Origin of the sequence: Reichenbachiella sp. (assembly GCF_039969095.1) — a bacterium.
In the GTDB taxonomy this organism is placed as follows: domain Bacteria; phylum Bacteroidota; class Bacteroidia; order Cytophagales; family Cyclobacteriaceae; genus Reichenbachiella.
The window spans coordinates 202389-224160 of sequence record NZ_JBDVOL010000013.1 but is presented as its reverse complement, the minus strand read 5'-3'; the positions used below and the strand labels follow the sequence as shown (position 1 = coordinate 224160).

Here is a 21772-nt window from a genome sequence, read left to right as displayed (position 1 = left end):
TTAGTTCCTTTGCCTTACAATGATTATTAATACAAAAGAGAAAATACTGGAAAATGCCGAAGCACTCTTCAATAAATATGGAGTGCGAAGTGTTTCAATGGATGACATTGCTAGAGAGTTATCGATTTCAAAAAAAACAATTTATCAGTTTTTTAAGGATAAGGACGAGCTAGTAACTCTTATCACAAAAGGGCACATAGACCGTGAAAGAGCGACTATGGCTGAAATAAAAAACACAACTTCGAATGCTGTGGAAGAGTTGTTTAACCTTTCACACTGTATTAGGGAGCATATCAAGGAGATCAATCCTTCTATGCTTTTTGATATTCAAAAATTTCATCCTAATGCATGGGCACTTTGGCTGGAATACAAAAGTGTGTTCATTAAAAACACCATTTTAGATGTGATAGCCAAAGGGAAGAGTGAAGGATATTTTAGACAAAAACTAGATGCTGAGATCATCTCTACTTTCCGAGTTGAATCCATTGAGTTGAGTTTTGATGATAAAATATTTCCAAGAGACAAATTTGAATTTACTGACGTGCAAATGGCCTTATTTGATCATTTCGTACATGGACTAATGACTGTTAAAGGTCAAGAATTATATAATAGCTTGATAGATGCTAAATCTTATGAGAGTAATTAAACAACCAATACTTTTAATACTACTTACCATGAGTTTGATGGCAGTTCACCAGGTGAGCAATGGCCAAAACTCCGAATCGATGAGCGTCTCCTTAGAAGAGGCGATAAATTATGCATTAGAGAACAACCAGCAAGTAATAAATGCCAGGTTAGAAGAAGAAATTGCTGACCGTCAGGTTGGAGAAATTCTAGCGGATGGCTTGCCTCAGGTGAACCTGAATGCTGATCTTACACATAATTATAAAATCCCTCAGACTCCTGTTACCAGTGATTTTGCTACAGGAGAGCCACTTGAAGAAACATTGTACATTCCTTTTGGTGCAGATTATACCAGCCAATGGGGAGCGTCATTTTCTCAAATGGTTTTTGATGGATCGTTTTTTATAGGCTTGGAAGCAGCAAAGACTTTTACCCAACTTTCCAAAAAGGATCATATCAAAACTAAAATTGATATAGCTGAGGTAGTATCCAAAGCATATTTTGGTGTTTTGGTTAATGTGGAGAGATTGGCTTTAGTCGAGCGCAATTATTCGAGACTGGATTCTTTACTTCAAGAAACACAAATCATGTATGAGAATGGTTTTGCCGAGAAGATAGATGTGAATAGAGTAAAAGTTCAATTCAACAATGTGAAAGTCGAGAAGAACAATTACCAACAGATTGTTGATTTGTCAGAATCGCTCCTCAAGTTTCAAATGGGTTTAAAACCCAATGCATCTATTGTACTTACTGATGAGATCCAATCTATTGGGTATTTCGATTTTGAATTGGCCAATAATTTCACCTATGAGCAGCGTATAGAATACTCGCAAATGAATATTCGAAAAGAGCTCAAGCAATTGGATATCAAAAATGTAAGAGCTAAGTACTATCCCAAAATCGACCTTATAGCCAACTATGGTAGAAATACAGGTAATACCTCGTTGGACGGTGTTTTTACTGACGAATGGTTCGGTGCAGGAGCTATCGGCTTACGGGCTTCTATGCCAATTTTCGATGGTATGAGAAAACGTCGTCAGGTGCAGCAGCGACAGCTTCAAGCAAAACAAATTGACTACTCTTTGAATTTATTAGAAAATAATATTGATATCGAGATAGAGCAGGCCTTGACTACGTACAATCGTCAAATTGAAATGATGCAGGCTCAACGAGAAAATATGGATTTATCTCAGGAAGTCTACGAGGTAGCCAAGATTAAATACAATGAGGGCGTTGGGTCGAATATTGAAGTTATCGACGCCGATGCTACTTACAAACAAGCACAAATAAACTTTTATAATGCGCTCTATGACGCGCTCATCTCAAAAATTGACCTGCAGAAAGCCTACGGCATTTTGCTCTAAGCTAATAATCACTTTAAAAATGAAAAAATTAACATACATCATTCCATTGATTCTTGTTTTTGCTATCAGCTGTTCTAGCGATTTGGAAACAAAGAAAAAAGAAGTTGAAGAGCTTAAGAATCAAATTCAAGATCTAAAAGGACAAGTGATTGGCCTCGAAGAAGAAATCAGAAAAGAAGACCCAGCTTATGGGAAAATCAAAGCGAATAAAACACTCATTACAGTTTTAGACGTAGCACCAAGATACTTTGAGCATAAAATTGAAGTTAGAGGCGCCATCGAATCTAGAACCAATGTAACGGTAAGCCCACAGGTGCCGGGGAAAATAGTAAGAGTAAATGTTATTGCTGGCCAAAGTGTAAAAAAGGGACAAGTCTTATTTTCGTTGGATAGTGAGATCATCAAAAACAACGTGGCCGAACTTGAAACGGCGTTGGAATTGGCCAATATTATGGCCACAAAACAAGAGAATCTTTGGGAAAAAAATATTGGAACTGAAGTTCAATATTTACAAGCCAAAAACAACAAGGAGTCTTTGGAGAGAAAATTAGCTACTGCTAAATCTCAATTGGATCAAACTAGAGTCTTGGCTCCGTTTTCTGGAACTGTAGACGCTATGGATGCCAAAATTGGAGAAATGGCTCAGCCTGGTATCCCTCTAGTTAGAATCGTAAATCCCAATGATGTACACATAAGTTCAGATGTTTCAGAGCGATTCATAGGTAAGTTCAAAAAAGCCGATAAAGTGGATATTTATTTTCCTTCTCAGGATAGAGAAATGATTAGCCAAATAGCTTCTGTTGGTCAAGTAATTAACAGCCAGAATAGAACATTTGAAATGGAGGTTTTTCTACCAACGTTGGATTTTATTGTTAAGCCTAATCAAGTAGTCGTACTTAATTTAAAAGACTACGAGAATACGAATGCATTGGTAGTGCCGACAAAACTCATTCAGAAGGATAATACAGGGTCATTTGTATATGAAATCGTAAAAGATGGAAACAACCTCATCTCGAAAAAGGTGTATGTAAAAACTGGTATAACCTTCAACAATGAGACAGAAATAATTGCAGGGTTGAAAGCAAACCAACGTCTGGCAAATAAAGGCTTCCGCGACCTTTCTGAAGGAGTAGTGGTAAGCATCCTTAAGGATAATTCTGCCAATTAATCTAAAACTCAAAAGAAATTGACATGGCTGATAGCAATGTAAAAAATAAACAAATAGAGAAGGAGTTTGGGCTGACCACTCTCTCGATCAACAACAGAACCACGGTGCTAGTATTGAGTGCCCTGATCGTATTGATGGGGATCTCAACTTATATAAATCTTCCGAAGGAAAGTTTTCCAGAGGTAAGACAACCCAAAGTGTATATAGGTACACCACATCCAGGAAACTCACCAGTGGATATGGAAAATTTAATTACCAGACCAATAGAGAAGGAATTAAATACTATTGCTTCTGTGGAAGAAATCAGGTCTACATCAGTTCAGGATTATTCCACAATAATCGTAGAGTTTACATCTACAACCTTGATAGAAGATGCTTTGACTAAAGTCAAAGATGCCGTAGATAAAGCGAAAACGGAATTGCCAAATGATTTGGAAAAGGATCCGAATATTTTTGAAATGAATCTTTCGGAGTTTCCCGTACTGAACATTAACCTATCAGGTAATTTTAGTATAGAAGAATTGAATGACTATGCCGAAGATTTGGAAGATGAAATTGAAAAAATCAGTCAGATTTCCAAGGTGGATATTCGTGGAGTAGATGAGAAGGAGGTTAGAGTAAATGTTGATCCATATCAAATGGAAGCTCGATTGGTAAATTTCGGAGATATCGAAAATGCCATTCGTTCTGAAAATATCACACTTTCTGGAGGTAATCTAAAAGAAGGCGACATTCGTAGATCTATAAGAGTGGTGGGTGAGTTCGATGACCCAATGGATTTGCTCAAAGTGGTTGTCAAACACGAAAAGGGCAACATTGTTTATCTAGGAGATATCGCTGAAATTGAGTTTGATTATAAAGAAAAACAAAATTATGCACGTCTGAATGGCAAGCCAGTGGTTATGCTTGATATTGTTAAAAGAAGTGGTGAAAACTTACTGATTGCGACAGACAAAATAGATGAAATTATTGCCGACTTTAAAGCCAATAGATTTCCTGAAGGCATGGAGGTCACCAAGACGAACGACCAATCTCAGCAAACTAGAGATATGGTAAGTAGTTTGGAAAACAATATCATCTCTGGAGTTTTGCTGGTAGTACTTGTGCTGCTATTCTTTTTAGGTACAAGAAATGCCCTATTTGTAGGAGTAGCCATCCCACTTTCCATGTTCATGGCCTTCATGATACTTGGCATGTTTGGGATTACGATCAACATGATGGTATTGTTTTCATTGATTATGGCCTTAGGTATGCTGGTGGACAATGGGATTGTAGTAGTGGAAAATGTCTATCGCTTGAGAGAACAGGGGCTGTCTCCATACCAAGCTACTAAAAGGGGAGTTGGTGAAGTAGCATGGCCTATTATCGCCTCTACTGCGACTACTTTAGCGGCATTTTTACCTTTAGCTTTTTGGCCAGGAATAATGGGTGAATTCATGAAATTCTTGCCTATTACTTTGATGGTGACCTTAGGTTCTTCACTTTTCGTTGCACTCGTGATCAATCCTGTTTTGATTACAGCATTCATGAAGCTGGATGATGGCAAACCGGCTGATAAGAAAAAGATATTTACTTATTTTGGAATTTCGCTGGTATTGGGGATCATTCTAATACTCATTAGTGCTCCCGCGATCGGACGATTATCAATAGCATTGGGTCTAATTATCCTACTCAATGTATTTGTTCTTATTCCCATTTCTAGAAAATTTCAGAGCTCATTTCTGCCTTGGTTAGAGGGGATTTATAGTAAGTCAATGAAATTTGCCTTAGAAGGATGGAAGCCCTATTTGTTTTTCTGGGGCACTGTAGGCATGTTGTTTTTCTCGATCATGTTAATGCAAGTATTTCCTCCTAACGTTGAATTTTTTCCTAAAACGCCACCAAAATATGTGAATGTATTTGTGGAGTATCCAATAGGAACAGACGTAGAAACAACCAATAGATTTACTTCTAAACTGGAAAAGAAAGTAGCAGAATTGGTAAAGCCATATGGCGATGTAGTAGAATCTATTACAGTAAATGTAGGTGCCGGTGCAGCTGATCCTATGGATCAATCTGCTTTCGGACAAAGCGATACCCCAAACAAAGCCAGAATCACAGTAAACTTTGTTGAGTTTAGAGATAGAAATGGCGTTTCGACCAATGATATTTTGGACAAAATCAGGTCTTCCATGGCAGGGCACCCAGGTGTGTCAGTGACCGTGGATCAAAACAACGATGGCCCTCCTGTTGGTAAGCCAATTAGTATTGAGATTATTGGGGATGATTTCGCCACTTTAATTGATTTATCAGAGCAGATGAAAAAGTTTATCAATAAATCAGGTATTGAAGGTATTGAAAAGTTGAAATCTGATCTAGAGACTGGGAAGCCCGAATTGGTGGTTGACATTGACCGTGATAATGCAAGAAGGTTTGGGTTATCTACACAATCCATTGCGATGGAAATCAGAACAGCACTATTTGGGAAAGAAGTTTCCAAATACAAGAAGGGTGAAGACGACTATGAAATTCAAGTAAGATTGGCAGAAAAATATAGATATGATATTGATGCATTAATGAATAAAAGTATTGTCTATAGAAATCAATCTAATGGTAAAATAGTAAGTGTACCAATTTCATCCGTGGCCAAAGCTGAATTGAGTTCTACCTATGGGTCTATTAGAAGAAAAGATTTGAATCGCGTTGCCACATTGACTTCTAACGTGGTAAGTGGGCATAATGCTACGTTGATTAACGACCAAATCAAAGCTTTATTAAGCGATTTCAAAATGCCAATAGGCTATGAATTTAGATTTGGTGGAGAGCAGGAGAAACAAGCCAAAGAGATGGCTTTCTTGAGCAAAGCGCTTTTGATCGCAGTATTTATGATTTTCTTGATCATCGTGTCTCAGTTTAATAAAATCACTACTCCTTTCATTATCATGATGTCGGTTGTATTAAGTACAATCGGTGTATTCCTAGGCTTGGTCATTTTTCAAATGAACTTTGTGGTGATCATGACGATGATTGGTATTATTTCTTTAGCAGGAATTGTTGTAAACAATGCTATCGTATTGATTGACTTTATCGAACTCAGTCGAAATCAAATGAGAATGGATAAAGGCATTGATAAATTAGAGATGAGTGATATTATTGACGCAATTTCTACAGCTGGAGCTACTCGTCTGCGTCCGGTACTTTTGACTGCTATTACTACGATATTGGGATTGATTCCATTGGCAGTCGGAATTAATATCGATTTCATCAACTTTTTCGCCAATTTAAATGCAGATTTTTATTTGGGAGGAGATAATGTAGCATTCTGGGGGCCTATGTCTTGGACTATTATTTTCGGATTGACATTCGCCACTTTCTTGACATTGTTTATTGTGCCAGTGATGTACTTATTCTTTGCTAAAGTGAATAGAAAATTGGGGATAAGCTAAAATCCTATGAATTTAAGGTAATTGAAGCGAGACTTTGTAAAAGGTCTCGCTTTTTTTGTATCTTTTTAAAAGGATTCCGTGCATATATTTGCTGTCCAAAAATTAGAACAACATTTATATATCTGATGATAAACTTCGATGATACCCAAGTGGCATTCGCAGACAAGTCGAATTTTGATTTGAAAAGAATGTATTTCCTTTTTCTTTCTATGAACAATCCTATGATTGCTCGATTTGGAATTTGGATGACTGTTTTCGCACTTAAAATTCATTTGCCTATCAAATGGATGATCAAGAAAACCATTTTCGCTCAATTTTGTGGAGGAGAATCATTAGAGGATTCTAAAGGAACAGTTGAGAAATTGGGTCAATCTCACATCCGAACTATTCTCGATTATTCAGTAGAAGGTGAAGACTCCGAACAAGTTTTTGATGACAATCGAGATGAAATCATTCGTTCACTAGAATTAGCTGCCACGACAGAGAATATCCCGACTGGGGTGATGAAACTGACCGGTTTTACAGAGTTCAGCTTACTAGCTAAAAAACAAAGTGATACCGCACTTTCAGCAGATGAAGAAAATAGATATTCAGTTTTTCTTGAAAGAGTGGATCAGATTTGTGCCAAGGCTGTAGAAGTAAAAAAGTATTTGTTTATCGATGCGGAAGAAACTTGGATTCAAGACGTCATAGATGAGGTGGTTTATACTATGATGGAAAAATACAATAAAGAGACTGTGTACATCTTCAATACTTACCAAATGTACAGAACAGCATCTTTGCAAAATCTGAAGAATGCCCATCAACAAGGTTTGGACCGTCACTTCAAAGTGGGAGCCAAATTAGTGAGAGGTGCTTATATGGAGAAGGAGCGTGAACGAGCAGAACAAAAAGGATATACTGATCCGATCCAACCAAACAAAAAAGCTTCAGATGATGATTATGATGCAGCTGTAGCCTACTGCCTAGAGCATATCAATGACGTTTATCTATGCGTAGGCACTCACAACGAGAATAGCTGCAAGTTGACAGTCGAGCTCATGGATCACCATGGCATTGCAAAGGCAGACCCTAAAGTTTATTTTGCTCAGCTGTTCGGTATGAGTGAAAACTTGTCCTATACCTTGGCCAACGAAGGTTATAATATAGCTAAATATGTGCCATATGGACCAGTCGCTAAGGTACTCCCTTATCTAATGAGAAGAGCCGAGGAGAATACTTCGATTGCAGGGCAATCGAGTCGGGAGTTGACGCTGGTTAAAAAAGAAATTGCAAGAAGAAAACAAGTATAAAAGCATTCCCAAAGTTCTTAACTCTAGGAACATTGAAATAGAACAAGACTGATACAACATTACCTTCCTTCAATTTTTTGATTGGTAATTTTTAGTCACGGCTTTTTGGTTGAACAAAAATGATTAACTTCCGAGTTTTTAATACCAAAAATGCACTAGCGAATGAGTACAAGCAGTGAGAAGAGAGAGCCTTCGCTTTTAGAGGCATTCATACCCATTATTTTTCTAATCATTTTTCTATCTATAAATGTATCCATCTTCGGAGATGATGCACTCTCTGGATCCAATCAGATCGTGCTCATATTATCCGCGATGGTAGCTGCCATTATGGCTGTTAGGTTGGGATTCAAATGGAAAGACATTCAAAAATCAATGGTCAAAAGTATCACGTCGGCCATGGGTTCTATTTTGATTTTATTGATGATTGGCTCATTGGCCGGGAGTTGGTTGATCAGTGGAGTGGTGCCTGCTATGATTTATTATGGATTGCAAATATTGAATCCGACTATTTTTCTCTTTGCTGCATGTACAGTTTGCGCCATTGTTTCAATGGCTACAGGAAGTTCATGGACTACAGCCGCCACGGTAGGGATAGCTTTAATTGGGATCGGCCAAGCTATGGGAATTCACGAAGGAATTGTTGCAGGTGCGATATTGTCAGGCGCCTATTTTGGTGATAAAATGTCTCCACTTTCAGATACTACCAATTTGGCACCCGCTATGGCAGGTACGGATTTGTTTACTCATATCCGGTACATGGCTTATACCACGTTTCCTTCTATCGGGATTACGTTGGTGATATTTTTAATCATGGGTTTTTTCAATTCCGCACCAGAAACTAGTGTCAATACTGGTGAGGTACTATCGGCTATTACATCAAAATTTCATATTTCTGGTTGGTTATTCATAGTTCCAATTGTCGTTATCATCCTCATTGTCAAGAAATTACCCGCATTCCCAGCTTTGCTAATCGGGACTCTATTAGGTGTTCTTTTTGCATTAATCTTCCAGAGAGAAGTCATTTCGGAGGTGTCAGGATATACTGGAGTCTATTGGAAAACCATGTTTGTTGGTGTGATGAAAGCACTATACGGACATGTGGGAGTGACCACTTCCAACGAAATGGTGAATGAATTATTAAGCTCTGGAGGTATGTACAAAATGCTTAATACCATCTGGCTGATCATGTCTGCTATGATGTTTGGCGGAGTAATGGAAGGTGCAGGAATGCTGAGAGTCATAGCTAGAGCCATCATGAATAAAATTGAGTCAAGTGGCGCATTGATAGCCTCTACAGCCGGCACTTGCATGTTTTTCAATGCAACTGCGTCGGATCAATATTTAGCGATTGTTGTACCTGGAAGAATGTATGCTGATCTTTATAAAGAGAAGGATTTAGCACCTGAAAATTTAAGCCGTACACTAGAGGATTCTGGAACCGTTACATCCGTACTGGTACCTTGGAATACCTGTGGGGCCTATCACTCTAGTGTGCTGGGTGTGGGGGTATTGGCGTTTGCTCCATATTGTTTTTTCAATATCATTAGCCCATTTATGACTATATTATTCGGATATTTAAAAATCAAAATCCGCCGATTAAGTGATGTAAAATAAGAGTTGAATGAAGATTAGAAAGATTACGAAACAGGAAGTGAATGAACTTCCTTTGATGAGATACGAAGGGAAATATCAGATAATCGATGACGAAAGTCAAGTGAAAGAAGCAGTGGAAGCCTGCAAAAAAGCTTCAATTCTAGGCTTTGATACCGAAACAAAACCTGCCTTTAGAAAAGGTGAATCCTATCCAGTAGCCTTATTGCAGTTGTCATTGCCTGACATGGCATATCTTTTTAGATTAAATAAAATTAGTCTATCGAAAGATATCGTGAGTTTGTTTGAAGATCCTAAAATTAAAATTGTAGGAATAGGCATCAGAGATGATATCAAAGATTTGCAAAAGCTTAGAAATTTCAACCCTTTGGCATTTGTCGATTTGAATGAGCTTGGAGCCAAACTTGGATTTGAAAGCATTGGCGCAAGGAATTATGCGGGTATGTTTATGAATCACAGAATTTCTAAAAGTCAGCAGGTATCCAATTGGGAAAATGAAGTGCTTACGGAGTCGCAAATAAGTTATGCAGCCACAGATGCCTGGATTTGTCTTGACATATACAACAAGATGATGGAGATTAAGGCCAAGAAAGAATAGTATCATATTTTATTCATATTTTCAGAATCAATAGTATTTCTGCTAGGTAATTTATTTCTATATTTATCGTTAGGCAGTTTACTGGGCCGACAACCCTTCTTAAAGAATTAAATGGCGCATGAATAATCTTAGAAAAAAGCAGACCAACCAATTAAACCATCTCAAAAATATAGTCGCCTTCAGAGATCTGATGGAAGGGTCAGATGTGAATATTGTCTACCTCGGTAAGATTACGCAAAATACTATCAATGGTATTACTGCGATGACGGAGGAAGATATGACCGATAAAAAAGAAGACAAAAAAGTGTCTCGTCGTGTTTATCATGTTATGATCGAAGCCCTTCAGAATATTTGTAAGCATGCGGATAGTACAGCAGAATATGCTTCTGATAGCTTAGAAGATGGATTAGCTAAAGATGGTATTTTCTTGATCGGTGATAATGACTATGAATATTATGTGACCACTGGGAATCAGATTTCACTAGACAATGCCGTCAGACTACGAGATATTCTGGATCGTGTCAATTCACTTGACAAAGAAGAACTGCGGTCGCTACACAAAACGACCATGGAGAATACCACAATTTCTGAAAAGGGCGGCGCTGGATTAGGGTTCATAGATATAAAAAAACGTACAGGTACCGAGTATGAGTATTATTTTGAACCTCTGGATGCAAAGCATTGCTTCTTTATTCTCACTATTAGAATCAGAAAAGAGGACGTATAAAGTTTTAGTCCAATAAGTCAGTACTTCACTTTACCTCATTGTTCAGGAAAGTCAATGCTTTCATTTCAACAATAAATTCGCTATATTAAATAATATAATTATTGCTAGAATTAGCAATTAATCAACCTATTAGTAGGGTAAGCGGTTTTACCTAAAAGAAAATATAGGTACAAAAACGGATTGAATTGTGGTCTGAAATTCTCTAATATTGAATCTTAGAATAATTATAGACCATTTTAATAAAAAAGAATTTAGAATAATTCGATTGTCGCAATGGATGGATATTTCATAAGGCCTACTGGTACAACCCCATCGGTAAATTTCCGACCTGCAAACGGGGAGTTGGAGCTTCGTGGCAATTCGATGCCTGATGATCCATTGAGCTTTTATGGACATGTATTCAGTCATTTGCCAGAGTTGAACAATCAGGAACTTCAGGCAATCAATGTAAATTTCGCTCTCAAGAACATAGAAGATTCCATCACCTATCTCCATATTTTGGTGAAGAAATTGATTTCACTTGCTACTGATAAAAGGCCACTCAACATCACGTGGTATTACGAGAAAAACAGAACCAATATTCTTGATATCGGGCGTGAGATTAGCGAACACTACAATCATCCATTTAGATTTGTCGAAGTATTCAAAATCAAGGATCAATTGCGACAAGCATCATAGGTCTGTATTCTATTTAATCTTTTCTTTTTTTTTGGTTTGTAATATGATTTTCTATTAAGGAAATGGGGTGTGAATATTAAATGGTGTTTCGCATCCTAAATGATTTGAAAGTTATCATTTAATTGTAGAATCATGTATATTAGAAAAAACCAATTAGACCTGAATTTTTAACATAATTCAATAAGACCAACAGAGTGTATCGGTCGGAAACAGAGTATGAAAAGAGAGATTATTTTTTTTGCAGCTATAATCGCAATAATCATCAATATGACCAGCTTCGAGGCAGAAGCGTACAAATTGATAACCACTATTGATATATCTCAGACTGACTCTTCAATCACTCAAGAAAGTACTTCTGATGCTGATAATTCATTTTCTACCTTAACTATCCTATTGATCGTTTTACTGTTGGGAGTATCTGCAGGTGCCTACTATTATTTATCTACCTTGAAAAAGGAGGTATTCTCTAAGGATTTGCAATTGAGTGATTTTCATCGTCAGTTGAAGACCAAAGAAGCCCATGTAGCCAAAATTCAGCAGGCCTATCAAAAGACAGTTGGGCAGAAAAAAGAAATGAAAGAAGTATTCGCTAAAGAATACAATAAGCTAGTAGGCAAATACAAAGAGCTTTTGAAAATCAAAGAGAAACTTTCAGAACAACAGGCGGCCAGAGAAGAACTAGAAGAAACAAGTAAAACACTCGAAAAAACACAGGCGCTATTGTTGCAATCCGAAAAAATGTCATCACTAGGTCAGCTGACTGCTGGTATTGCTCATGAGATTAACAATCCCGTGAATTTTGTGGCCAACGGTGTGAATACTTTGAAGGACAATTTCAAACAGCTTAATGTTTTTATAGAAAATTACAAAAGAATATGCGAGCTGGAGAGTTTGGAAGAAATAAAGAAATATTATAAAATTCAGAGAGAAGACGATCATCATTTTACAGATTTGCAAACATCAACGGATGAATCACTGGATGATGTAGAATATGGAACAACTCGAATCACAGAAATTGTAAATGGTCTTCGGGTATTTGCCCGTCACGATGAAGTGGAGATCAAAGAAGCAAATCTTAACGAAGTGGTCGAAAATGCAATTGTGATTCTAAAACCTAAATACAAGAAGAAAGCCAAAGTGCTAAAGGATTTGGATGCGAATATTAAACCCATCAAATGCTTGCCTGGTCAGCTCAACCAAGCACTCGTCAACCTCATAGCTAATGCCTGTGATGCCATTGATTTCAAAGGAACAATCAATGTGAAGACCGAAGAACTGGACGATGACAACGTTAAAATCTCCATTAGAGACAATGGTAAAGGCATGTCCGAAGAAATGGTCAAAAAAATATTCGACCCGTTTTTCACAACTAAGGAAGTGGGTAAAGGAACTGGATTGGGTTTAGCCATTACCTATGGTATAATTGAAAAGCACAATGGTTCAATTTCAGTAGAGAGTGAAGAGGGTAAAGGGACGGAGTTTGTAATCACTATCCCTAAAAAGCTCAGAAAAGTTAATAAATCAATGGACTCAGCCATAGCTTAATTTTATTGTGGAAGGAATACTTAATAGAACATATAAAGACGAAGAAGTAAAAAGATTCAACATTCTCTACGTCGATGACGAGGAGGTTAATTTGCGAATATTTCAGCGAGCCTTCAAACGGCATTACAATGTCTTTACAGCAGAATCTGGAGCAGACGCGATCAAAATCTTAGAAAGTAACCGTATTGACCTCATCATGTCGGATCAGCGCATGCCAGGAATGACTGGTGTTGAATTGTTGATAAAAATAGTGCCACAATACCCGAATATCGCCCGTATGATCATGACTGGGTTTAGTGACGAAGATGAAATTATCAGGGTGGATAAAGAGGTTGGATTAGATCGATTTTTGGTTAAGCCTTGGAATCAAGAAGACCTCAAAGAGGAATTTGATAAAGCCTTAGAATTGCGAAATCCGACAGAAGATGCTGAACCAGAACCAGAACCAAAAGTGGCAACTAAACCTGCACCTGAGGTAAAGAAAAAAGCTACAGTACCTGCTAAGACGGCTACGCCTTCTAAACAAGAACTCAAAAAAGAAATAATTAAGTCTGTAGAGGCCAGAAAAAACATGATGTCCACGGTCAATATGGATCAGGTCATCGAATTTAATGTTTCACTTAGAGAATCTCTATTACCTAGACAGGAGGAACTTCGATTATATGTCGATGATGCATTTGTTCTATATGAGCACAACCGAGTCAATCACAATGGCTATTGGTTCGGCGAAGTTTCGGATAAATTGCTCATCACTTCCTTCAATACAAACTCAGGAGTCATTCATGCACTGACATTGAATACATTCATTTGTGCTACACTCATGGAGTTGATGTATAAAGATAGAATATTTGATCCGAGCGAAATTTTATCTTCTCTTTCTACAAGAATTCAAAACAGGTTTTTTGGAAAAAAATACGATGAGAATATCTGCTCAGTAGATATTGCTCTGCTGGTTTATGACAAGCAGGATGAGTCATTGTTGTTTGGAGGGGCGAATCATAATTTGTATTCTTTCAGTAAGAATGGAGAATTCAAAACCCTTTCTGGAAATATTTCCCCTCTCATTCCAGGAGTAGAACCAGAAGTGAAGGTGTTACAGTTTGATACTTTTGAAGTTTCTGAATTGTACTTTATTTCTAATAATGTGATTGATGATAGCACTAAGAAATCTGAAAGCAATTCAGCATTATTGAGTACTCAGCTGCTTCTTGAAGAATTACACAAGTTTCCGATGATAATGCAGGCAAAATTGCTTCATGAGTACAAATACAAAAGTTTAGTTGGTGTACGCTTTTAGGTGGAATTACTTTCAGAAATATAATTTGATGAATAAATAAGATGGCGATAGGCAATAATTTAAAAAAGGGAAATAAAAGCGAACCTTCAAAAAAGAAGGGTGTCATTGCTGAAAAAAAGGTAGAAAGCCCATCAGTAGAAAAAAAAGTAACCAAAGAGGCCTCTAAATCTGTATCGCAGGGTACTAAAGAGGTGAAAAAAGATACAACTCAATCATTGAATAAATTAAATCATGAATTGGAAAAATCTCAGCAAGTAGAGGAGAATAGCAGAATGCTGGTAGTATTCCCAGTCGGAAAAGAGGAATATGCATTTGAGATTAGCCAAATCAAAGAAGTAGTACCTGTACCGCCGATTTCTCCAGTTCCTCAGACGGGAGCGTACATCTTAGGCGTGGCCAATGTAAGAGGAAATGTGTTGGCTGTGGTAGACTTAGCAAGAAAATTTGGTCTGAAAAAAGGTCAGGATGAAGACCATATCAAATATGTGGTTGTGATCAAAAGTGAGGATGTAAAAGTCGCTGTGGCTTCTAGCCAGGTACCGGAGACTCTTATGATCAGGGAAAGTCAAATAGACAGCACAGCCGATGTGATGAGAAAAACCAATAGTGAACAGGGTTTTATCAATGGAGTAGTAAAAAAGGATAATAGAATGATAATTCTCATTGACATTTTAGAAATGGTCAAAGAGAGTCAAGAGTGATACGAAGCAAAAACGCATGAGCAAACTGAGAAAACTAAAAATTAGGCAGAAAATGATGCTATATATTATGGGGGCTACAGCACTCTTATATATCGTCATTTTTAGTTATGTCGGGTTCAAGTTAAAGGACGAATCATTAAAGGAGTCTATCAAATTGGCAGACTCGTATGCCATTCAAAAGTCCAACAACATTAACGCTCGAATGCAAGAAGATTTATCTATCACAAGGTCTATGGCTGTCATTTTAAGTGACTATGCTGATTTACCCGCTGATACCAGATATGAAATGCAAAAGTCATTAATGACAAGTATTCTAAAAAAATATAAATCGTATGATGCGATTTGGATGAGTTGGGAGTTAAGTGCCATTGATCCTGATTGGATATTGCCATATGGTAGACGGAGAATTACGTATTTCAGAAATGGAGATCAAATTGGCGAGACCATTGAAACAATTGATACAGATGGAAAAGATTTGACAGGTGACTATTATCGAATGAAAGCCAATCTCAACGAAGAAATGGCAGAGCCATATTTGAGCCTAGATTATGAAGATGAATCCTCAAATGGATACCTGATTACCTCGCCATGTGTGCCTATTATGAAAGGGAATAAGTTTATAGGGCTGATTGGTACGGATTATTCGATTTCGAATTATTCAGAAATAATTGATGATTCGAAGTACGAACATGGTTCTTCATTTTTGGTAGCAAACAGCGGCATGATAGCCACTAATGACAATAAAGAAATGGCAGTGGGTTCTGTTTCAGACCTGACTTATTATAATGAAGAATTCAATGTGTTGAAAAACATCGCCGAAGGAAAATTTACTTCCTACATCACCTATGATGAGAAAATGACAGAAGACATCTATGTGTCTTTTGCTCCTATAGCCTTGAATAGAGCTTCCTTGCCTTGGTCAGTTGGAACCGTATTGCCGCTAAGTGGTATAAGCAATACTTTTTCAATTGCATTTAGTTTTTTGATTTCAGCCGGAATTGTTGGTTTCTTTCTCATGAGTTTCATTATTTGGAAAATATCAGGGCGATTTACCAATAGGATCAAAGCGACCAATGACGCAATGAAAGAACTGTCTCATGGCAACCTAGATCGTTCGCTATTGCTCAATATTGAAACTGGAGATGAGATTGGAGAAATGCAAGGTTCTCTCAATGAATTGGTGTCCCAATTAAGTTATAAAGCTGAATTCTCTCGAGAAATTGGAGAAGGTAATTTGAATGCATCTTTTGAGGTATCTAGTGAACAAGATGTTCTGGGAATTTCCTTGATGAAAATGAGAGATAATCTTCAAACCGTCATCAATGAAACCAATGGTGTAATTAGAGATGCGGCTGAAGATGGAAATTTCAACTCCAGAGTTGAAGAAGAAGGAAAAACAGGCGCTTGGTATGAGCTTAGTGCTTCTATAAACAATTTGTTGGGCTCGTTTGTAGCTCCATTGATTGTCCTCAACAGAATCATCAAGGCTATGGCTGATGGCGACCTCACTAAGCGATATACGGATGATGTAAAAGGTGAAATTAAAGAAATGGCCGACAACTTTAATTTGGCTTTAGATAATGTGGATGGGCTTTTGCATCAAATTTCTAAAAGCACAGGAGTTGTAGATGAGGCATCTACGGAGATGAAAGTGACTACAGAAGAGATGAGGACTAACACTTCTGAGATAGCATCTGCTATTGCAGAAATGAGTAACGGTGCTCAAAATCAAGTGTCAAAAGTAGATGAATCATCCACGTTAATTGAAGGAATTTTGAGTTCCTCAAATGAAATGGCTTCGAAAGCAGAAACCATTAACCTTGCGGCGAAAAATGTAGCAGAGCGAAGTAACAAAGGGTTAGAAATGATGAACAAAGTAGTGTTCAATATGGATGACATTTCTGAGTATTCAACCAAAACTCAGGATTCCATAAAAGTACTCACCGAAAGATCAAAGGAAATAACCAGAGTGCTCGGAGTAATCACGGAAATTGCTTCCCAAACAAACCTATTGGCATTGAATGCTGCCATTGAGGCCGCTCAAGCGGGAGATGCTGGCCGTGGATTCGCAGTAGTAGCCGAAGAAATTAGAAAATTAGCAGAAGACTCAAGAACGTCTGCTAAGGAAATTGAATTATTGGTTAGTGGTGTTCAAAAAGACACTAAAGGGGCAGCTGACATAATTGAAATTATGAATGCGAGTGTGAAAAATGGAAGTGAAGCTTCGAGTGAAGCTTCAGATGTTTTTAAACAAATACTTGATTCAGCATCAGAGAATTTGAATTATTCTGAAGAGATCCTAAACGACACCAAATTGCAGATCGGAGATATCAATGAAGTGGTTTCACTTACCGAGTCAATTGTAGTAATTGCCGAAGAAACTGCAGCAGGAACTGAGCAGGTGGCCAGTTCGGCAACTGAGCTTTCTTCGGGTATGGAATCGTTTAATGACAAAACACAAAGCTTGGCTATGGTAGCTGAAAGCCTCAAAGATGGAGTGAGTATGGTTAAACTGTCTGGAACAGCAAATGATAATACTGCGATATTCAGAATGCGTGAAGCATTTGAACGCGAGAAAATGCTCTTGGATGCTCTGTTAGACTACATGCCAGACACTATATATTTCAAAGATCTGGAAAGTAAATTTCTAAGAAATAGCACATCCCATGTCAAGCAATTAGGAGCGGACTCCAATCAAGATTTAATAGGGAAAAGTGATTTTGATTTCTTTGGTGAACATGCTCAACGCGCTTATGATGATGAAATGCGCATAATAAGTACAGGAGAGCCTTTGCTCAACATAGAAGAAAAAGTAGACCGGCAAGATGGTACTACTATATATGTATCCACAACTAAATTACCGCTGAAGGATTTGGACGGAAAAATCATAGGTACTTATGGGATCACAAGAGACATAACAGAAATCAAATTGGCCTCAAAACGAGAAAGTGAGGTTCGTCAGCAGCAGATTCAAGGTCATTTGAACATGATCAAGAAGCAGAATGAACTTTTCGGTGATATATTAAACTTAGTTGACTATAAGATTGCACTAAAAGACCCTAATGGTGTGATCTATCTAGTAAATGATGCTGTGGCTAAGGATTTTGGATGTCCACCTTCTGAAATAATCGGCAAAAGTGATTTTGATTTTTACGACAGAGAATTTGCAGAAAAAATTAAGGAAAAAGAGGAGCAGTTAGTTGCTGCAAGAGAACCAGTTATAAGTCTTGAAAAAGTAAAATTTCAGAGTAATTTCAAGTACTGGTTAATAAGAAAAGAGCCAATTCTGATCCCTGAATTTGAGGACTGGGGATTGTTGGTAATTCAAAATGAAATTGAAGAAGATAAAGTTAATGATACTTACCTGACAAGTTTAAAGGAGAAGTATCCGATGATTGTCATAGACATATGATAGACAAAAACTTTGAGTAAGATTAAAGAAAAATTATGATCAATAATATCACTGTTAGGAAAAAGATGATGTTTTTCATCTTGGGGATTACTGTAATAATCTATTTGATGACGCTCGGATATATCGGATTTAGTTTAAGGGTAAAAGCTATTGATGAAGCTGAGCTTTTGGCGGATACTTACGCCTCAACTAAAGCGAATGAAATAAAAGCTAGTCTAAATGAAGATTTAGCTATTTCTCGATCAATGGCTCACATACTTGAAAGATTCGTTGATTATCCGAGAGAAGAACGGGATAGTATCAGAAAGGAACTAATGATAGGAGTCCTACTAGACAATCCAAAGTATGATGCAGTCTTCATGAGTTGGGAACTTAGCGCGATAGATCCTACCTGGAATTTACCTTATGGCAGAGAGAGACAAAATTTCTACATAAGAGATGGGAAGATTCAATCATCATCTGAAATTGCCAATGCTCAAGGGGATGATATAGGCAGTGTATATCATGGGCTCAAAGTGAACAAAAAGGAGGAATTATCTGAGCCTTATATGTATGCAGACTATGACTACAGTAAGGTCAATAGAGATTCGATTTTGGGTACTTCCACAGTGCTTCCGCTGCTTGCAGGAGATGTATTCTTGGGGTGTATTGGTGCCGATCTGTCCCTAAACGATTTTCAATCAATGTCAGAAATTGAATTCTATAATGATGGTTTTGCTTTTTTAGTATCGGCTGGAGGGAGCATTATAGCTCATCAGGACACGACATTATTCAACTCTTCATTATATGATTTAAGTTTTGTGAAGGATTTAACATTCGACTTGAAAGATTCTGTTGCTAGAGGTGAAAGCTTTTCATTTACGGTATTTGATGATGGTATAGGAGAGGATGCTTATGTGTCATTTTCTCCAATTAGATTGGGAAAAACAGATCAAACTTGGTGGGCAGCGACTATGGTTCCAGTTTCGGAAATCACAGCCTCATTTAATCGTACTTTGATCATCACTACAATTGTAGGTTTGGCAGGCTTGGCGGTGTTATTTGTTATCATACTAAGGATATCTAATCACATTACTTCATCGATAGAAATGTCAAATGATTTACTAAAGGATTTGGCAAAAGGAAACATAAATTCCAGCAGAAAATTGATCGTAAAATCTAGTGATGAGTTGGGCGAAATGGCGGATTCAGTGAATGTTTTGATGGATGAATTAAGCAAGAAAACTGCTTTTTCAAAGCACATAGGTGAAGGCAACTTGGATACTATTTTTCAGGTAGCCAGTGAGCAAGATATATTAGGGCATTCATTGATAGTGATGCGAGACAATCTAAAGAATGTTTTAGATGATGTAAAAGAAGTAGCCGAACAGGCTGGGGCAGAAGGTAACCTCAGTGCCCGAATTGAGACAGAAGGAAAACAAGGAGGATGGAAAGATGTTAGTGAATCTGTAAACAACCTTCTAGAGTCTGTTTCAACTCCGGTCATGGCAGTGAATTCCATCGTAAATTCTATGGCCGAAGGTGATTTGACGGAAAGATTCAGAGCGCATGCAAATGGAGATATGGCGCGACTTTCTGGTAACCTAAACAAAGCACTAGACAGTTTGACAGATTTGCTTTTAAACATCTCTAAAAACGCCAATTTTGTAGATGAGTCGTCTGCCGAAATGAGTGTGGTCAGCGAAGAAATGAATACCAATACGAGAGAAATTGCATCAGCCATTTCGGAAATGAGCAATGGTGCCCAAACTCAAGTGAGCAAAGTTGACGAATCATCTAATTTGGTAGAAGGTATTTTGAAATCGTCAAACGAAATGGGTGAACGAGCTGAAACCATCAACGAAGCGGCTAAACTCGGTGTGGCGAGTAGTGAGAAAGGCATGGACATGGTGAATAAGGTGGTGTTCAATATGGTCGATATATCTGAGTATTCTACGAAGACTCACCACTCCATTCAGGTGCTCACCGAGCGTTCTGCAGAAATTACAAGAGTGTTGAGTGTGATCACGGAAATTGCCTCTCAAACGAATTTACTGGCATTGAATGCGGCCATCGAAGCAGCACAAGCAGGAGATGCAGGTCGTGGATTTGCTGTTGTGGCGGAGGAAATCAGGAAGCTCGCTGAGGATTCAAGAAATTCGGCTAAAGAAATTGAAAAACTAGTTAATGATGTGCAAGCAGATACCACAGAAGCGGCTAAGGTGATTGGTATTATGAGTGAGAGTGTGAAGAATGGGGAGCAAGCTTCTAAAGAAGCTTCAGAGGTATTCAAAGAAATTTCTGACACATCGGACAGAACTTTCCGACACTCACAAGAAATATTGGAGGCGACCAAATTGCAGGTCAAGGATATTAATGCTGTAGTTGCTATTACAGAAAATGTAGTAGTGATAGCAGAAGAAACAGCTGCAGGTACAGAGCAGGTGGCTAGTTCAGCTACTGAGTTGTCCTCGGGCATGATGGGCTATACAGAAAAATCACAGCAGTTGGCCAAGGTAGCGGAAGATTTGAAAAGTGGCATAAGCAAGTTTTTACTAACCCAAGAAAGTGATACTAAATCAGCTGATTAGATGACTAAAATAATTGCAATAGTGAACCAAAAAGGAGGAACAGGTAAGACCACTACAACTGTGAATCTGGGCTGTGCTTTAGCTAAAAAAGGCAAGAAAGTTTTGTTGGTCGATTTGGACGCACAAGGCAATCTGAGCTATTCACTGGGTATATTAGAAATAGAAAAGTCCATTGGACAAGTCATTTTAGGAGAGGTGAATATTGAAGATATTTTGGTATCTACGGAAGGGTTGGATATCGCACCCGCCGAAATCGATCTGGCCGATGTGGAAATCAACATCGCTGGTGAATTGGCAAGAGAATCAATTCTGAAAAAAGTTTTGGAGCAGGTTAAAGGCTATGACTATGTATTAATTGACTGCCCACCTTCACTGTCATTACTTACGATAAATGCGCTAAATGCAGCAAGTCGTGTGATTGTACCCCTGCAAATGGAAGTGTTAAGTCTTCAGGGATTGGATCAGATAATTACTACAATTAATCAGATCAAAGAGGTGCTCAATGAAGAATTACAGATCATGGGATTACTTCCTGTTATGGTAGATAGTAGAAGAAAATTGAGTAGAGAAATCTACGAGCACATAGAGGAGAACTATAAATTCAAAATTTTTAATTCTAGAATTAGAACGAATGTGAGGGCAAGTGAAGCACCTTCTTTTGGAGAAAGCTTAATTAGTTATGCTCCGACTTCTAATGGAGCAAAGGACTACATGGCTTTTGCAGACGAAATATTAAAAGCTAAATAAGATAAAATTTCAG

At 37.8% G+C, this 21772-nt stretch carries 15 protein-coding genes; all 15 read left to right on the top strand.

The annotated features are described in order from the left end of the window. The first annotated feature begins 19 nt into the window (after positions 1 to 19). The 15 genes from ABJH98_RS13465 (at position 20) to ABJH98_RS13395 (ending at position 21759) form a co-directional block, all read left to right on the top strand. Positions 20 to 646 (top strand): TetR/AcrR family transcriptional regulator, encoded by a 627-nt coding sequence (locus ABJH98_RS13465; RefSeq protein ID WP_348308215.1) that lies wholly within the window; start codon positions 20 to 22, stop codon positions 644 to 646. After that, entirely contained in the window at positions 633 to 1988 is a 1356-nt protein-coding gene (locus ABJH98_RS13460) for a TolC family protein (RefSeq protein WP_348308214.1), read from the top strand. The genes ABJH98_RS13465 and ABJH98_RS13460 overlap by 14 nt, the downstream gene beginning before the upstream one ends. A gap of 19 nt (positions 1989 to 2007) precedes the next feature. Then, a complete protein-coding gene (locus tag ABJH98_RS13455) occupies positions 2008 to 3156 on the top strand; it encodes an efflux RND transporter periplasmic adaptor subunit (protein WP_348308213.1) in 1149 nt (382 codons plus the stop codon). Positions 3157 to 3179: 23 nt separating this feature from the next. Continuing rightward, positions 3180 to 6581, top strand: coding sequence for an efflux RND transporter permease subunit (locus ABJH98_RS13450; RefSeq protein ID WP_348308212.1), 3402 nt, complete (start codon positions 3180 to 3182; stop codon positions 6579 to 6581). 125 nt (positions 6582 to 6706) lie between these two features. Continuing rightward, positions 6707 to 7873 carry a proline dehydrogenase family protein gene (locus ABJH98_RS13445; protein WP_348308211.1) on the top strand — a complete coding sequence of 389 codons (1167 nt, stop codon included), beginning with the start codon at positions 6707 to 6709 and terminating at the stop codon, positions 7871 to 7873. Between the two features lie 162 nt (positions 7874 to 8035). Then, complete coding sequence (gene nhaC, locus ABJH98_RS13440) at positions 8036 to 9487, top strand: Na+/H+ antiporter NhaC (protein ID WP_348308210.1); 1452 nt, start codon at positions 8036 to 8038, stop codon at positions 9485 to 9487. Between the two features lie 7 nt (positions 9488 to 9494). Beyond that, positions 9495 to 10082 carry a 3'-5' exonuclease gene (locus ABJH98_RS13435; protein ID WP_348308209.1) on the top strand — a complete coding sequence of 196 codons (588 nt, stop codon included), beginning with the start codon at positions 9495 to 9497 and terminating at the stop codon, positions 10080 to 10082. Between the two features lie 118 nt (positions 10083 to 10200). Beyond that, positions 10201 to 10809, top strand: a complete 609-nt coding sequence (locus ABJH98_RS13430; RefSeq protein ID WP_084371564.1) for a SiaB family protein kinase — start codon at positions 10201 to 10203, stop codon at positions 10807 to 10809. A gap of 273 nt (positions 10810 to 11082) precedes the next feature. Then, complete coding sequence (locus ABJH98_RS13425; RefSeq protein ID WP_348308208.1) at positions 11083 to 11487, top strand: SiaC family regulatory phosphoprotein; 405 nt, start codon at positions 11083 to 11085, stop codon at positions 11485 to 11487. 267 nt (positions 11488 to 11754) lie between these two features. Next, entirely contained in the window at positions 11755 to 13032 is a 1278-nt protein-coding gene (locus tag ABJH98_RS13420; protein ID WP_348308207.1) for an ATP-binding protein, read from the top strand. Positions 13033 to 13039: 7 nt separating this feature from the next. Then, positions 13040 to 14329, top strand: a complete 1290-nt coding sequence (locus tag ABJH98_RS13415; RefSeq protein WP_348308206.1) for a response regulator — start codon at positions 13040 to 13042, stop codon at positions 14327 to 14329. Between the two features lie 41 nt (positions 14330 to 14370). Next, a complete protein-coding gene (locus tag ABJH98_RS13410; RefSeq protein WP_348308205.1) occupies positions 14371 to 15030 on the top strand; it encodes a chemotaxis protein CheW in 660 nt (219 codons plus the stop codon). Positions 15031 to 15046: 16 nt separating this feature from the next. Beyond that, positions 15047 to 18442 carry a methyl-accepting chemotaxis protein gene (locus ABJH98_RS13405; RefSeq protein ID WP_348308204.1) on the top strand — a complete coding sequence of 1132 codons (3396 nt, stop codon included), beginning with the start codon at positions 15047 to 15049 and terminating at the stop codon, positions 18440 to 18442. 35 nt (positions 18443 to 18477) lie between these two features. Next, positions 18478 to 21012, top strand: coding sequence for a methyl-accepting chemotaxis protein (locus tag ABJH98_RS13400; protein WP_348308203.1), 2535 nt, complete (start codon positions 18478 to 18480; stop codon positions 21010 to 21012). Then, positions 21013 to 21759, top strand: coding sequence for an AAA family ATPase (locus tag ABJH98_RS13395; protein WP_348308202.1), 747 nt, complete (start codon positions 21013 to 21015; stop codon positions 21757 to 21759). Positions 21760 to 21772: the final 13 nt, after the last annotated feature.

Bases quoted from the DNA above. Each gene is read 5' to 3' on its own strand.
- ABJH98_RS13425 (WP_348308208.1), top strand. From the start codon at position 11,083: ATGGATGGATATTTCATAAGGCCTACTGGTACAACCCCATCGGTAAAT.
- ABJH98_RS13435 (WP_348308209.1), top strand. From the start codon at position 9,495: ATGAAGATTAGAAAGATTACGAAACAGGAAGTGAATGAACTTCCTTTG.
- ABJH98_RS13405 (WP_348308204.1), top strand. From the start codon at position 15,047: ATGAGCAAACTGAGAAAACTAAAAATTAGGCAGAAAATGATGCTATAT.
- ABJH98_RS13395 (WP_348308202.1), top strand. From the start codon at position 21,013: ATGACTAAAATAATTGCAATAGTGAACCAAAAAGGAGGAACAGGTAAG.
- ABJH98_RS13410 (WP_348308205.1), top strand. From the start codon at position 14,371: ATGGCGATAGGCAATAATTTAAAAAAGGGAAATAAAAGCGAACCTTCA.
- ABJH98_RS13460 (WP_348308214.1), top strand. From the start codon at position 633: ATGAGAGTAATTAAACAACCAATACTTTTAATACTACTTACCATGAGT.
- ABJH98_RS13420 (WP_348308207.1), top strand. From the start codon at position 11,755: ATGACCAGCTTCGAGGCAGAAGCGTACAAATTGATAACCACTATTGAT.
- ABJH98_RS13450 (WP_348308212.1), top strand. From the start codon at position 3,180: ATGGCTGATAGCAATGTAAAAAATAAACAAATAGAGAAGGAGTTTGGG.
- ABJH98_RS13400 (WP_348308203.1), top strand. From the start codon at position 18,478: ATGATCAATAATATCACTGTTAGGAAAAAGATGATGTTTTTCATCTTG.
- nhaC (WP_348308210.1), top strand. From the start codon at position 8,036: ATGAGTACAAGCAGTGAGAAGAGAGAGCCTTCGCTTTTAGAGGCATTC.
- ABJH98_RS13430 (WP_084371564.1), top strand. From the start codon at position 10,201: ATGAATAATCTTAGAAAAAAGCAGACCAACCAATTAAACCATCTCAAA.
- ABJH98_RS13455 (WP_348308213.1), top strand. From the start codon at position 2,008: ATGAAAAAATTAACATACATCATTCCATTGATTCTTGTTTTTGCTATC.
- ABJH98_RS13465 (WP_348308215.1), top strand. From the start codon at position 20: ATGATTATTAATACAAAAGAGAAAATACTGGAAAATGCCGAAGCACTC.
- ABJH98_RS13445 (WP_348308211.1), top strand. From the start codon at position 6,707: ATGATAAACTTCGATGATACCCAAGTGGCATTCGCAGACAAGTCGAAT.